At 64.6% G+C, this 14,197-nt stretch carries 14 protein-coding genes and 1 tRNA gene; 7 read left to right on the forward strand and 8 right to left on the reverse strand.

Translation table 11 applies throughout. From position 1 onward, the window contains the following. Positions 1-22: 22 nt before the first annotated feature. The gene (locus GB927_RS15285; protein ID WP_256118006.1) at positions 23-721 is read right to left on the reverse strand and encodes an orotate phosphoribosyltransferase; all 699 of its coding nucleotides are present in this window, start codon (positions 719-721) and stop codon (positions 23-25) included. Between the two features lie 133 nt (positions 722-854). Beyond that, positions 855-1,298, reverse strand: coding sequence for a DoxX family protein (locus GB927_RS15290; protein ID WP_369431658.1), 444 nt, complete (start codon positions 1,296-1,298; stop codon positions 855-857). A 201-nt stretch (positions 1,299-1,499) separates the two neighbouring features. Between GB927_RS15290 and GB927_RS15295 the strand changes: the two genes are divergently transcribed. From GB927_RS15295 to GB927_RS15305, 3 genes are all read left to right on the forward strand, one after another. Further along, positions 1,500-1,688 carry a hypothetical protein gene (locus GB927_RS15295; protein WP_256118012.1) on the forward strand — a complete coding sequence of 63 codons (189 nt, stop codon included), beginning with the start codon at positions 1,500-1,502 and terminating at the stop codon, positions 1,686-1,688. Positions 1,689-1,808: 120 nt separating this feature from the next. Continuing rightward, entirely contained in the window at positions 1,809-2,513 is a 705-nt protein-coding gene (locus GB927_RS15300) for a Crp/Fnr family transcriptional regulator (protein WP_256118013.1), read from the forward strand. Positions 2,514-2,520: 7 nt separating this feature from the next. Then, the gene (locus GB927_RS15305) at positions 2,521-4,362 is read left to right on the forward strand and encodes a CHASE2 domain-containing protein (protein WP_439655504.1); all 1,842 of its coding nucleotides are present in this window, start codon (positions 2,521-2,523) and stop codon (positions 4,360-4,362) included. Here GB927_RS15305 and GB927_RS15310 read toward each other — a convergent pair. Next, positions 4,359-4,997: a FecR family protein gene (locus GB927_RS15310; RefSeq protein ID WP_256118015.1), complete on the reverse strand. Its 639-nt coding sequence runs from the start codon at positions 4,995-4,997 to the stop codon at positions 4,359-4,361. The genes GB927_RS15305 and GB927_RS15310 overlap by 4 nt on opposite strands. A gap of 190 nt (positions 4,998-5,187) precedes the next feature. Here GB927_RS15310 and GB927_RS15315 point away from each other — a divergent pair, with 190 nt between their 5' ends. Then, positions 5,188-6,222 (forward strand): tetratricopeptide repeat protein, encoded by a 1,035-nt coding sequence (locus GB927_RS15315; protein ID WP_256118017.1) that lies wholly within the window; start codon positions 5,188-5,190, stop codon positions 6,220-6,222. 57 nt (positions 6,223-6,279) lie between these two features. Here GB927_RS15315 and GB927_RS15320 read toward each other — a convergent pair whose 3' ends face one another. Beyond that, the gene (locus GB927_RS15320) at positions 6,280-7,314 is read right to left on the reverse strand and encodes a proline racemase family protein (protein ID WP_256118018.1); all 1,035 of its coding nucleotides are present in this window, start codon (positions 7,312-7,314) and stop codon (positions 6,280-6,282) included. Between the two features lie 134 nt (positions 7,315-7,448). Here GB927_RS15320 and spdA point away from each other — a divergent pair, with 134 nt between their 5' ends. Together spdA and GB927_RS15330 are read left to right on the forward strand one after the other, a co-directional pair. After that, complete coding sequence (spdA, locus tag GB927_RS15325) at positions 7,449-8,255, forward strand: 2', 3'cyclic nucleotide phosphodiesterase SpdA (RefSeq protein ID WP_256118019.1); 807 nt, start codon at positions 7,449-7,451, stop codon at positions 8,253-8,255. Positions 8,256-8,380: 125 nt separating this feature from the next. Further along, complete coding sequence (locus GB927_RS15330; protein ID WP_256118020.1) at positions 8,381-9,016, forward strand: DUF1236 domain-containing protein; 636 nt, start codon at positions 8,381-8,383, stop codon at positions 9,014-9,016. 57 nt (positions 9,017-9,073) lie between these two features. On the opposite strand, the gene GB927_RS15335 is transcribed toward GB927_RS15330, so the two are convergent. Continuing rightward, the gene (locus GB927_RS15335; RefSeq protein ID WP_256118021.1) at positions 9,074-10,321 is read right to left on the reverse strand and encodes an alpha/beta hydrolase; all 1,248 of its coding nucleotides are present in this window, start codon (positions 10,319-10,321) and stop codon (positions 9,074-9,076) included. Positions 10,322-10,485: 164 nt separating this feature from the next. After that, positions 10,486-11,208 (reverse strand): FadR/GntR family transcriptional regulator, encoded by a 723-nt coding sequence (locus GB927_RS15340; RefSeq protein WP_256118353.1) that lies wholly within the window; start codon positions 11,206-11,208, stop codon positions 10,486-10,488. A 235-nt stretch (positions 11,209-11,443) separates the two neighbouring features. On the opposite strand from GB927_RS15340, the gene GB927_RS15345 reads away from it, so the two are divergent. Then, positions 11,444-12,175 carry an FkbM family methyltransferase gene (locus GB927_RS15345; protein ID WP_256118022.1) on the forward strand — a complete coding sequence of 244 codons (732 nt, stop codon included), beginning with the start codon at positions 11,444-11,446 and terminating at the stop codon, positions 12,173-12,175. Between the two features lie 167 nt (positions 12,176-12,342). Here GB927_RS15345 and GB927_RS15350 read toward each other — a convergent pair. After that, positions 12,343-12,419: transfer RNA gene (locus GB927_RS15350), tRNA-Arg, on the reverse strand. 135 nt (positions 12,420-12,554) lie between these two features. After that, positions 12,555-14,024, reverse strand: a complete 1,470-nt coding sequence (locus tag GB927_RS15355; protein WP_256118023.1) for a sensor histidine kinase — start codon at positions 14,022-14,024, stop codon at positions 12,555-12,557. Between the last annotated feature and the right edge of the window lie 173 nt (positions 14,025-14,197).

The following is a 14,197-nucleotide window of genomic DNA, read 5'->3' on the forward strand; positions in this document are numbered from 1 at the left end:
CAGAGCCTTTTAGCGAGCGCCTTTAAGACGTCGGCAGCTCCGCGACGCCGCCATGGGCGGCCGACCAGACGAGCGGCGCATCGAAGAAGGCGGCGACGGAGGCGAGCGTCGCGTCGTCGAAGAGCTTCTCCTCGCGCGCGACCGCCAGCACGTCGCGCCAGGTGCCGATATGGTGCAGCTTGACGCCGCCATTGGCATATCGGGCTTCCGCTTCCTGGAAGATGCCGTAGTAGAACAGTGCCATGCCGTGATCCACCACGCCGCCGGCCGCGCGGATCGCGTCGATGAAGGTGAACATCGAACCGCCAACGGTGACGAGGTCCTCGATGACGAGCACGCGGGCACCCTCCGGCATCACGCCTTCGATCTGCGCGTTGCGACCATGGCCCTTCGGCTTCTTGCGCACGTAGACCATCGGCAGGCCAAGACGGTCTGCCAGCAGCGCGGCAAAGGGAATGCCCGCCGTCTCGCCGCCGGCGATCACGTCGAAGCGCTCGAAGCCGGCATCGCGGGTGATGGTGGCGGCGGCGAAATCCATGATGGCCGAGCGGATGCGCGGATAGGAAAGCAGCTTGCGGCAATCCATGTAGACCGGGGAGGCCATGCCGGAGGCGAGCTTATAGGGTTCTTCCGGGCGGAAATGCACCGCCTTGATCTCCCACAGCATGCGGGCCATCAGCCCCGCCATCACGTTTTTGTCCGGAAAGGAATTGGAAAACATCGGCATCTCCCCACATGGCTGTCTTACCGTGCGCATAGCAGCAAGAGACGCGGCTTTCCAGCATGCCTGACACGAAAAACCCTCCCCGGAGGCCGGGGAGGGTTTTTCTGGAGGATCAGAGTATCGCGAATGCTTAGGCGGCGACGGTCTTGCCGGCAGAAGAGCGGGCGTCCAGCGAATAGGCGCCGGGGCCGAAGGCGGCGAGCACGAGGAAGCCACCGGCGATCGTGATGTTCTTCCACATCATCAGGCCGTTGAAGAGGGTAAGCAGGCCGTTTGCGCCTTCCGGAAAGTCCGGAACGTTGATCGCGCCGCTGTGGAACACGAGAGCTGTGAACACGCTGAAGGCGGCAAGAAGGTAAGCGGCGATGCGCGTCTGGAAGCCGACGAGCACGAAGAGGCCAGCGACGACTTCGAAGAGACCGGCGAGGTAGGCAAGCGCGGTCGCGGCCGGCAGGCCGGCACCGGCGATCATGCCGGCGGTGCCCGACGGATCGATGAGCTTCGGATAACCGGCAGTGATGAACATGAGGGCGAGAAGAATGCGTCCGACGAGGACGACGACGTTCTGTTGCATGGAAAGCTCCTGAGGCTTTGGTTGTTTGCGTTGGCAGAGAGATATCAGTTTTCCGTCGTCAAACTAGACGGGCGATCGGGATACAGATCGTTCGCTTTTTGTGAACGACGCCTTGTTCCCGCCGGAACAGAACCCTCGCCCCAGCCGTGCAACAAACGAGACACGACACCCCACCTCAGAAATCTCCAGCCGGAGCCCCCCATGCGCCACTATCTGCTCGCCCTCGCGCTCGCCGCCGCCTCACTTGCTTTCACCGCGCCCGGCCATGCCGGCACGGCCTATGCGGACGGCTATTACGGCCACTACCAGCAGACCTGCATCACCAAGCGCATCCGCACTGAAGGCGCCTATGGCAAGACCGTCACCAAACGCGTGCGCATCTGCCAGTAGAAGACGGGACCGCCCCGGAACTCTCCGTTCTTTTCTGTTGCATGCGCCCCGCGGCTGGGCGAAGATTTGAGCCGAGCGGCGCGTCTTCGTTTCGTCAGCGGCGGTCGGGGGAAACCGGATATGAACGAGATCAACAAAAGCGGCGCGTTCTGGCGTTCCTTCCCGATTTTCGAGGGCTTTGGCAAGGATACGATCGGCGAGATCGCGGCCATCGCCTCCTTGCGCAAATGGACGGCCGGCACGGTGATCTTCCAGCGCGGCGACGAGGGCACCTACCTCATTGCGCTCGTTTCCGGCCGCATCAAGCTTTCGCTCATCACGCCGCAGGGCAAGGAACTGTCGCTGCGCCAGCTCGAAGCCGGCTCGGTGCTCGGCGAAATGGCGATCCTCGACGGCCAGCCGCGCTCTGCCGATGCCACCGCCGTCGTCGCGACCGAAGGCTATGTCATCTCCAAGCGCGATTTCCTGGAAGTCCTCACCCGCAACCCGACGGCGGCCCAGGCAATCATCCACTATCTCTGCACCAAGCTGCGCGAGACGACGGAGCAGCTCGAAACCATCGCGCTCTACGATCTCGAAGCCCGCGTTGCGCGCTTCTTCCTCGCGACGCTGCGCAACATCCATGGCGAGGACCTGCCGGAGAGCGCCAATCTCCAGCTTTCGCTCAGCCAGACGGAGATCGCCAGCATCGTCGGCGCCAGCCGGCCGAAGATCAACCGGTCGATCCTCGCGCTTCAGGAGGCGGGCGCCATCCGCCGCAACGAGGGCATCATCCATTGCCATATCGGCCGGTTGCAAACCATCGCCGAGCCGGATGACGACTAGGGGCATGATCGCCAAGAGATACAGACCGCTTGCCGCCGGCCTCGTGGCGAGCCTCGCCGGCGCGCTGGCGCTGTTTTTACTTGGCGAGACGGCGCTGGAGCGGCAGCGCGAATTCTATTTCGATGCGCTGACCCAGACGGTCCCGGTGGAGACGAGCGACCGGATCGTCGTCGTCGACATCGACCGCAAGGCCTTCCAGAGCGCGCCGGAAAAGGACTGGACGCGCACGCAGACGGCGACGCTGATCGAGCGGCTGGCCGCCGCCAAGCCGACGGCGATCGCCTTCGATTTCGTCTTCAGCACCGATTGTGCGGCCGACGAGCCTGCCAATGCGGCCTTGGCAGGTGCCATCGGCAAGACGCCGACCATATTGGGTTTCCTCATCGGCGAGACGCTGGACGGCGCGCCGCATCCGGTTCCGGCGCTTGCCTTGCAGCGGCCGGTCGATGTGCCCGAACTCTGGTTCATCGACGGCACGGAAAGCTCCTGCCCCTTCCTGCAAGACAAGGCCGCCGCCGCCGCGGCATCCTTCCTGGTCGGCGACGAGGATGCGGTGGTGCGCCGCGTGCAGGCCTATGCGATCGTCGGAAATGCGGCCTATCCCGCACTCGGCGTCGAGGCGGCGCGGCTGGCGGCGGGCGCGCGCACGCCGGTGCTGGGCGGCACGCCGGCCTGGTTGCGCCACGATTCGCGCATCATGCGGCTCGACGAGGACGGCAGCCTGCGCTTCGTCGCGAGCAGCGCCGGCACCATTGGCGCGCGCACCTTTTCTGCGGCGGATATCGTGGCGGGCCGGGTGCCGGCGGAGAAGATCGCCGGCAAGGTCGTGCTGATCGGCAGCAGCCTGCCCAATCTCGGCGGGCTGCGCACCAGCGCCTCCATGCCGCTCGAACCCTCCGTGCAGATCCATGCGGATGTGGCGAACGCCATCCTGACCGACCATATCCCGATGCGCGATGCCGGCCTCATACCGATCGAGGCGGGCTTCGCCTTTGTCGCCGGCGCGGCGGTGGCGCTGGCGGCGGCGCGGTTGCGCCCGCTCTGGGCGGCACTTGCCGGTCTCGCGCTGGTCGGCATCGTCTTCGGCGCGTCGGTCCTGCTCTATATGCGAACGGCGCTGCTCTCCGATGCCGTCGGGGTCACGCTGATCGTCGCGACGGCGGCGCTCGTCACCGGCCTCCTGCAATTCACCCATGTGCGCCGGGCCGAAGCGACGGCGCGCCTGCGCTTTGCGCAATACCTGCCGCAGTCGGTGGTCTCGCGCTACATCGACAATCCGGACCTCGGCCGCGTGGCCGGCGAGGAGCGGCAGGTGACGGCTTTGTTCACGGATATCGAGGGCTTTTCCACGCTTGCCCAGAAGATCGGCCCGCACGACCTCGTCAGATTGCTCGACATCTATTTTTCCGAGGTGAACGCGCTGGTGGCGCGCCATGGCGGCATGGTGGACAAGGTGGTGGGCGATGCCGTGCATGCGCTGTTCAACGCGCCGGACGATCTCGACCGCCACGTCGACAAGGCGCTCGCCTGCGCCGATGAAATCCGCACGCTGACGGAAGAGATGCGCCGCCGTCCGACCTTCCTCGACCGGGACTTCGGCCGCACGCGCATCGGCGTCGAGACGGGCATGGCGGTGCTGGGGGAAGTCGGCATCGGCGGCAAGCTCGACTATACCGCGCATGGCGATGCGGTGAACCTTGCCGCACGGCTACAGGATGCGAACAAGTTCCTGGGCACGCAGATCTGCGTTGGCCCGAACGCAGCCGGCGAGACCAGCCGGCCGCTGCGCCCCATCGGCAGCCACGAAATCCGTGGCTTCGGCACGATGGAACTCTTCACCCTGGATTAACGGATGCCGGCGCTCGCATAGGCCTCGCGGATGCGAGCCTCGCCCCATTGCGTGATCTCGCCGGGTGCTGCCCCTACCGAGGCGATCTCGACGCCCTGGCCGGGCGCGACCTGACGCGTGACGCCGCCGCCCGAAACCTCCACGAGGCCATGTTCGACGAAGACCGCGAAGGCGCCGCGGCTGGGGCCTGCAAAGAATTTCGTGCCGCGCACGCCGATCATGCCGAAGGCGGTGCGCACGGTGAGGTCGATCTTCGCGAGGCCTTCCGGACGGTCGAAGACCATCTGGCCGGTGCCGAGCTCGATGACGCCGCCCTGCCCGGCGATGAAAGTGTCGATCAGCAGTTCCGTCTCGCTGCCGAGCAGCAGGCTCGTGTCGTCGCCGAGTTCGAGTGAGGCAAAGCTCTCCTTACCGGTCTTCACGAAATCATGGTCCATCAGGCTCGCGCCGGCCTTCAGGCCTTCGAGGCGCTCCGCCTGCTTGCGGGTGACCTCGCCGGTGATCTGTACAGCCTTGCCGATGATCGCATTGGCCTGCGTGGCGCGGACGCCGATGCTGGTGAGCGCAAGTGCTGCGCCGGCGATGAAGAACCGGCGGCTGAGGGTGACCGGAGAGAAAGCGTTGAGCGTTCGCATGACATGCCTTTCGCGCGAGCACAAACCCGACGGATGGAATTGAACCAATACAGGCCGACGCGTCAATCGCGTTTGCCGCCTGACCTGCAAACCTTATGCGCCGCCCTGCCCCTCTCCCACTGTTCCCGCGGAAACAGCCTTGTTTCGCCGGTCCACTAAGGTGCGGTCATCCAACGAAGGGAGACGGATCATGATTTCGCGATCCACAGGAGTAAAGACGGCTGGCCGCGCCCTTTTCTTCGCGGTGCTGCTTTCCGGCGCCGCAGGCAGCGTCCAGGCCAACACGCTTTCGATCGAAGCCCGCTGCGATGCCAGCGCCGGCAGCCGCTACGACATGACCCGCAACACGGCCTTCGCGCCGGTTGCGCTGGAAGATATCGAGATCGGCGCGGCCCTTTCCGCCTGCCGCGAGGCCTATAATGCCGGCGGCGGTGCCCGCATGGCCTTCCAGCTCGCTCGCGCCCTGGAGCGCGCCGGCCAGGACCTCGAAGCTATGAAGCTCTATGCCGAAGCGTCGGCGCTCGGTCACACCGTTGCGATGGTGAACTACGGCGCCATGCTCGGAAAACGCGGCGATCCCGCCGCCGAATTCAGCCACTACAAGAAGGCCGCGGAACTGGGCGACATGCTCGGCGCCTACAATCTCGGCGTCGCCTATCGCGACGGCATCGGCACGGAGATCAACGGCGCGGAAGCGGCCCGCTGGTTCGACAAGGCGGCGGCGGCCGGCGACGAGACGGCGGCCTTCAATCTCGGCGTGCTGCTCGACGATGGCAGCCTCGTCACCGAGGACAATGCCCGAGCGGCGGCCTTCTACCGGCTGGCCGTCGAGGGCGGCAGCGTCGATGCGATGATCAATCTCGGCCTCATGCTGGAATCCGGCGAAGGCGTTTCGCAGGATCTTTCCGCCGCTGCCGGCTACTTCAAGCAGGCGGCCGACCGTGGCGACAGCTACGGCAAGCTGAAATTCGGACTGATGCAGCAGAGCGGCACCGGCATCGTGAAGAATGTCGAGCAAGCGGTAAACAGCCTCGTCGCCGCCTTCGAGATGCGCGACGTCGATCTCGAAGTGATCCTGCGCGACGCGCCGGAGAGGCTCAGCGCCGATGCCCGCCTCGCCATCAAGCAGGTGCTGGCCCAGCGCAAGCTGATCGCCGGCGCCGAGAATGCCGAGATCGACCCGATCACGCTCGGCGCGATCGAAAAGCACTACGCCGAGAAATAAGCACCTCTTTGCGCAATTCCGGACGCAAAACCGCTGCACACTTTTGCTGGAATTGCTTTAGCCGATCTCGCCCGCCTGCGGACCCCAGGTGTCCGTCATCGCAAAGCCGTTGGCGAGCGGGTCGGTCGGGTCGAGCGCGATCTGGTGCAGGCCGAAGGTCCAGCCGCGGCCGGTGATGGTCGGGATGATCGCCTTGCGGCCGGCAACCTCGGTTTCCGCTGCAAGCCCCACCTCGAACTCGGACCCGATGATCGAGCGCGAGCGGAACGTATCGCCCACTTTCGCAAGACCACGGGCGTGCAGCGTCGCGAGGTTGGCGGAGTTGCCGGTGCCGCAGGGCGAGCGGTCGACGCGGCCGGGCCACATGGTGGTGGCGGTGCGCACCAGGCCGTCCGGGTCGCGATCGCGGAACATCACATAGGCGATGCCGCTGATTTCCGGAATTTCCGGATGCACGACCTTCATCGACTTGTTGATCAGGTCCTTCAGCGCCATGCCAGCATCGACGAGCGCACGGGCGTTCGCCTTCTCGATCTTCGTGCCGACCTGGTCGACATCAACCAGCGCATAGAAAATGCCGCCATAGGAAATGTCGAAGCGCACACGGCCCCAGTGCGGCGTGTCGATCTCGACATCCAGCGCCTCGACGAAGGACGGCACCATGGTGAGCTTGACCTTCTCGCAGCGCCCGTCGCGGCAGGTCGCCGTCGCCTTGACGAGGCCCGCGGCGGTATCGAGGATCACCACCGTCTCCGGCTCCTTCATCTCGACGATGCCGGATTCGAGCAGCGCCGTGGTGACGCAGATGGAGTTTGAGCCGGACGAGGCGTGCGCCTGGTCGGCCTGCAGGATGATGAAGCCGGCATCGGCCTCCGGGCGCTTGGCCGGCACTAGCAGGTTGACCGAACCGGTCGCAGCCGCCCGCGGCTCCAGGCAGAGGAAGCGGCGCAGGCTGTCATCGACCGTGTTGATATGGTTGAGCTGCTCGGCGATCGTGTTGCCGGGGATTTTCGGCACGCCGCCGATCGCCACCTTGCCGATCTCGCCTTCGCAATGAACGTCCAGCAACTGGATCGTGCGCTTCCATCTCATGTCGTCTCGCTCCGTCTTTGCCGGTCCGCCGGCAGTGTCGACTCTCTGATATATCAGATCGTCATCTGTTCCAACTGCTTTTCATGCGACAGCATTGCGCGCTACGAAATAGCGCCCGCAACGAGATCCTTTTCATGACCAAGCTCATTGTTTTCACCGACCTGCACATGGTGCCCGAGGGCACGACGATCATCGGCCTCGACCCTTACCAGCGGCTGCTCGCCGGTATAGAGCATGTCAACCGATACCATGCCGATGCCGACCGGGTCATCTTCACCGGCGACCTGACGCACCGCGCCGACACGATGTCCTACGAGCGGCTGCGCGAACTCATCTCCCTGCTCGTGCCGCCCGCCGCCATCACCATCGGCAACCATGATTATCGCGAGCGTTTCCTGGAAACCTTCACCCATGTCGCGCCGGACGAAAACGGCTTCGTGCAGCAGGCGATCGACTTTGACGACTGCCGCGTCGTGCTGCTCGACACGCTGTTCGCCCCGCCCTACGACTATCCGATGAGCCATGCCGGCTATCTCTGCGAAACGCGCCTCGCCTGGCTCGACCGCACGCTTTCAAGCGCCGGCGGCCGGCCGGTGCTCCTCTTCATGCACCACCCGCCGCACAAGACGGGCTTTACCGGCATGGACGCGATCCGGCTCGGCAACGAGGACGCCTTCTACGAACTTGTGCTGAAACACGGCAATGTCCGCCACATCTTCGCCGGCCATGTGCATCGCACGATCGGCGGCTCGCATCGCGGCATTTCCTTCTCGATCTTCAAGAGCCCGGTGCACCAGCAGCCGATGCCCTTCGACGCGCCGAACGCCTCGCTCTCGGTGGACGAGCCGGCCGCCTATGGCATCGTCGTGGTGACGGAAGAGGGTTTGCAGGTGCACCACGAGGATTACGAGATCGCGCGGCGCGATTCCGAGATTGCCTGAGGGCGCCGGTTAACGCGCGTTACACAACGTGAGACGTCCCGGCGCGGCCCTTGGGGAACCGCGCAGGGCCTATGCCGTTGTCTCCGCCGAAGGGGTGGGAAACCCAACTTTCGAAGGAGAAAGACATGCGCAAGATTCTCATGGCCGGTGCCGCCCTGGCACTCATCGGCGCCACGGTCGCCCATGCGGACGACGGCGACAAGGAAGTTCTCGGCGGTGCCGCCGGCGGCGCTGCGGGTGCTGCCGTCGGTGCCGTCGTCGGCGGCCCGGTCGGCGCCATCGTCGGCGGTGTGGCGGGTGTCGCGATCGGCGCGGAAGCCGCCGTTCCGGATGATGCCCGCGTCTATGTGATGGAAAACCCGACGCCGCCGGTAGTGCTGCAAGGCCAGGTCACCGCCGATACGCGCTTCGACAACACCGTGACGCTGACGCCGATCCCGGATCACCCGGACCTCGCCTATGTCTATGTCGACAACCGTCCGGTGATCGTGCGCACCGACAGCCGCCAGGTCGTCTATGCGCCTGAGGTCGAGACGACGGCGAGCATTTCGAGCGACATTCCGGAAACCACCATCACCTATGTCGAGCGCCATCCGCTCGATCCCGTCCTGCTGGAAGGCCCGGTCGAGGCCGGCGTCGTGATCCCTGAAACCGTGCAGATCGTCGAAGTGCCGGAAAACCCGAACTACGGCTACATCTATGTCGACGAGCGCCCTGTTCTCGTCGACCGCGGCACCCGTGAGGTCATCTGGGTCCGCTGACCCTTGCGGGATGAGTGGAGGGCGGCCCTTACGGGGGCCGCCTTTTCCATGCGCGGGTTACTGGCCGGTCGCGGTGACCGCCGTGTTCTCGACCGAACTGCCGAAGCGCAGCCATTGATCGTTGTAGTTCTTTCGCGTCACCGGATCGAAGACCGCAATTGGCGTCGAGACCGCGATGCTGGCCGCACTGCCGACCGTCTGCGCCGTGCCGAGCGCCACGGCGCCTAGCCGGTCGCCGATGCCGACCTCGGAATCGGTGACGGTCTGGCCGGCGATCAGGCGATTGCCGATGAGCTGCACGACCTCCGGGCTTTCGGCGAATTTGCCGTGGTTCAGGCTGTCGCCGGATTTCAGCGCCGTCAGGTCGAGCACCGTGATGCCCTGCTTTTCCAGCATGGAGCGATAGGGCTCCTGTGAAGGGTCGATCTGGCCGAGGCGGTCGACATTGCCGGAAATGCGGCGCGACAGGGTCAGCGCCCGGTCGTCCCGCGAGACGAACAGTGTGAAGTTCGGCCGGTCATTGCCGATCGCACGCAGCTGCTGGCCGAAGACGTCGACGTCGAGATCGGGTGACGCAAGGATGACCTGCTGGATCTTCTTCGGCACGCGCCCGTCGCGGATCGCCATCTGGCGCAGCGTCTCCACCGCAAGCCAAGTGCCCATGGAATGAGCCATGATCGTGATTTCACCCACCTGGGGCGAGTTCACGGCGGCACGCAGCAACTCCTCCAAAGCATCGCGCGAATAGTTGGTGCTTTCCTTGTCATAGGAATAATCGAAGATGCTGGCGCGCGATGGCCAGGTGAAGATGATCGGTGCCGCATCGGTCTTCGAATCGTGCACGATCTGCGCGAAACGGTAAACGGCATCCTCATAACGATTGTTGAAGCCGTGCACGAAGATGAGCACGCGCCGGCTCTTCGGCAGGTTCGCACCGAGCCAGGCCTTGCCGGCCTTGGCGCTGTCGATCGGCGTCACGCTGACGGTGGTAAAATCCTTCAGTGGATCGGCGGGCAGTTTTTCCGGCCATTGCACCTGGCCGACCTTGCGCTTGTCATCCGCCGGAATGGAGATCGTAATCTCGCGCATCTGGAGATCGGAACCGCGCTCGCCGGAAAACAGCACGCCCGGCTGTTTCGACGGCGCGCGTGTGGTGGCGACGAGCAGGTCGACCTTCGAGACCCCCGCCGGCGGCTCGCCGCCCGGCAGCAGCACGCCTTCCGGCCGTCCGGCACAACCCGCCAGCGCCAGCAGCCCGGCCATGATCACGCGACGCAATACGCGCGGCCTTTCGCGGTTCGTCATGCCCCGCTTCCTTCCGCTTTCCAGGTTTCGCCGGTGCGGCCTCAACCATTCGCCCCTGCTTAGCGGAGCGGCGGGCGGTTTTGAAGCGAAGCGATGCGGCGGCAGCCTTGCGCGCGGCATGAGCAAGGCAGGCCGTGGCATATCGGTCACGGCCGGCGACCTTTTCAGGCCTCTGGCGCCCCCAAAGCCCCCATCATCCGGCCCCGGCCGACGCGGATGACGTTTTCCATGGCGCGCCGCGCACCGTCCTCGTCGCGACGGCGGATTTCCTCCACGATGCGCATGTGGCTGGCCGCGACATCGCCGATCTTGCCGCGATCGGCGGCCGGCGAACTCAGCTTGAAGACGCCGGCCAGCGCCGCCTCGATGAGGCTACCGATGGTGCGCATGAAGGGATTGCGCGAGGCCTCCATGACGGCGAGATGGAAGCGCAGGTCGGCGAGCGCCAGGCTTTCCGGCGTGTGATCCGGATCGCCCATGGCGACGGCGAGCAGCATCATCTGGTTGATATCCGCCTCCACTGCGTGGCGGGCGGCCAGCGCTGCGGCATGCGGCTCGAAACCGAGGCGGATGTCGCTCAAGTGGATGAGGAAACCGTCATCCACGCCCACGGCGAAATGCCAGGTGAGGATGTCGCCGTCGAACAGGTTCCACTCGGCCTTCGGCATCACCCGCGTGCCGATGCGCGCCCGCGGCACGATAAGCCCCTTGGCGGCCAGCGTCTTCATCGCCTCGCGCAACACCGTACGCGACACGCCGAAGCGCGCCTCCAGCTCCGCATCACCCGGCAGCGTCGCCCCGACCGCGAATTCGCCGGAAACGATCGCCTTGCCGAGCGCATCGACAACCTGCGAATGGCTGGAATGCGCCGCCGCACCGTTCATCATGGTTTCGAGCAGGCCCTTTTTGCGCACGGCTCCGCCCTCTTCGATGAAGGAAACTCCTCAGCAGTCCGGATAAAACATCATATTATATTACTATTGTAAATCGCCAAATTTGATCCCGTCCGCTTTCCGCCCTTGCGACAGACAAGCCTCAGGTAAGTCGGCGCCCGTAAGGAGGAGTGAAAGATTGCCGTCGCCTTGAGCGCTACGGGAACTCGCCAGGACAAAGGAACCATGCATGCTCAAGACCGTACGGCACGTCTTCCAGAACCCGTTCATCGCCAACGAATGCAATACGTTCGGCATCAATCCCGCACCGATCCCGACGAACATCTACGAGACCTACGGGCAATGTAACGAGGACTTCATCGTCGAATCGGTTCTGCGCGCGCAGATGCGCCGCGCCGGGCGTTCGATGGACTCGATCCGCTACATCGAGATCGGCGCCAACCACCCGTTCCAGACGAGCGCGACCTACCTACTCTACAAGCTCTACGGCGCCACGGGCGTGCTGGTGGAGGCGATCCCGTCGCTCGCCGAAACGCTGCAAAAGGCGCGCCCCAACGACACCGTTGTGAACTGCGCCATCAGCGTCTCGCACGAAAAAACGATCAAGCTGCACATCCACGAAAAGAACGAGCTGTCCTCCATTTCGACGGACCACATCTCGATGTTCCAGAATTTCGGCGGCACCGACAATATCGTCGAGTCGATCGAATGCGAGAACATGCACATCAACGACTTCCTGAAGAAGCACTACGGCACCCATTGCGACTATCTCTCGGTGGATGTGGAGGGCCTCGACGCCGCCGTGCTATCGGAAATGGACCACGTCTTCCAGCCCACCATCATCCAGTGCGAACACGAGGGCCGCTTCGAGGAATTCGTGCAGATCCTCAAGCCCCGCGGCTACGGCTTCCTCGCCCACACGGACGTGAACTCGATCTTCATCAAGACCACGGTGATCTGACGCTCAACGCGACCAGCAATCGCGGGAGAGAACTGAGAAGGGTCCGGATTCGGACCCTTTTTTCTTTTCTGAGTACCGTCAAGACGCTGACCAAGATCAACGTCGCTAGCATCCGGTGATTTTGGTGGGAAGGATCTAAGACCAGATTATTCGATCTGGAAAAGAAATGGCGCACCCGAAGAGATTCGAACTCCTGACCCCCAGATTCGTAGTCTGGTGCTCTATCCAGCTGAGCTACGGGTGCGCTGGCAACAAGGCGTCTACTGCCCGGCTGCGAGGCGGTTCCTAAAGGGATCGCCGGCTTATTGCAAGCGGATTTCTGAGAAAAGATGTACTTTTTTCATCGTGCCGTCACATGCCGCCTTCAACGCCCGGGCGATCAGGCCCGGTGGCGGAAGGCGTCGAGGGGGACGGGGCGGTCGGGCAGCTCGATGCGGAAGAGGGTGCCGGGCGTCGCCTTTTCCACAAGCGCGATCGTGCCGCCGTGGGCGAGCACCAGTTCGCGGGCGATCGCAAGACCAAGGCCGGTGCCGCCGGAGCGCACGGAACCGCGGAAGGCGGCGAAGAGGTTGTCGCGCGCCTTGGCGGGCATGCCGGGGCCGTTGTCGTCGATGGCGATCGACACCACGCTGCCGGTGCGAAGCCCCGTGACGAGCACGGTGCGGCGGTCGGCGGCGGTATCCTGCGCCAGAGCCTCCACCGCGTTGCGGCAGAGATTGTGGATGACGCGGAAGAGCTGCTCGCTATCCGCATCGACCTGGAGGCCGGGCTCGACCTGGAGCACGAATTCGATATCCCCGCGCGCATCGATCGCCAGCACCTCGGAGACCTCCTGCACCAGCGGGCGCAGCGCCACGAAGCGGCGGCGCGGCTCCGGCTCGCGCATGCGGCCGTAGGAAAGCACCTCGTTGGTATAGCCCACCGCCCGGTCGATGCTGCGCAAGAGTTTTGGCGCGACGCGTTTCACCACCGGATCGTCGACATCCGACAGGCGGTCGGACATCAGCTGGGCGGAGGAGAGGATGTTGCGCATGTCGTGGTTGATCTTCGACACGGCGAGGCCGAGGTCGGCGAGGTTCTTCTGTTCCTTCAGCGTGCGTTGCAGCGTCTGCTGCATGGCGGCCAAGTGAATGCCGGCCACCGCGATCTCGTCGCGCCCGCCGGAGGGTTTCAGCACGCGGGCGGGGTTGGAGGGGTCGGCGGCGAATTCCTGGATGTTCGCCGTCATGCGGCGCATCGGGCGGATCAGCAGGCGGTTGAGCGCGAAGAAGATCGGGCTGGCCGTGACCAGCGAGATGATCATCGACAGGATGAAGACGTTGCGCGCATAGCCGAGCATGGCGCGGCGCAGCGCGCGTTCGTCAAGCAGGAGTTCGATGCGCGTGCTCGATTCGCCGACGGGGCCATAGACGCGGATGACACGGTCGCCGCCGAAGATCAGCGTGTCGAAGGCGTCGTAGACGGCGGTGAGTGTCGAGACGTCGGAGAGGTCGTATTCCGCATCGATGCTCGGCGGCATCTCGACGGCGGCGACCATGCGCGAGGCGTCCTGCTTCTTGAGGATGATCGCCTTGGCGCCGGTCGCCATCAGCGTCTCCTGCTGCACGGCGCGCGGCAGCTCCTGGTCCGGCAGGCCTTCGATGACGACGCTGGCGGCTGCCGCCGTGTTCAGGCGGTCGCGCAGCCATTGCAGGCGCATATTGGCGACCGAGGGCACGAAGATCAGCACTTCGGCAATCATGACGAAGACGGCGGTGAGGAGGAGCAGCCTGCCCGAAAGCCCGGACAGGAAGCCGACCGCCGGCACCGGCGTCTCGGTCAAGGACGGCGTCCCGTCTCTGTCCACCATGACTCAACTCCTGGACACGCCGCAGAACGGCAAACGGCGTCGCCATCCGAGGATCGACGACGCATTTTCGGCATCAGCCAATAGCCAATCATAGGAGATTACGGCAATTTTTCCAACGCCGTTGCAGACCGCAACAAAAAGCGCGGCGATCCAACGACCGCCGCGCCTGCGTT

Source organism: Shinella lacus, assembly GCF_010994755.1.
Taxonomy (GTDB): Bacteria; Pseudomonadota; Alphaproteobacteria; order Rhizobiales; family Rhizobiaceae; genus Shinella; species Shinella lacus.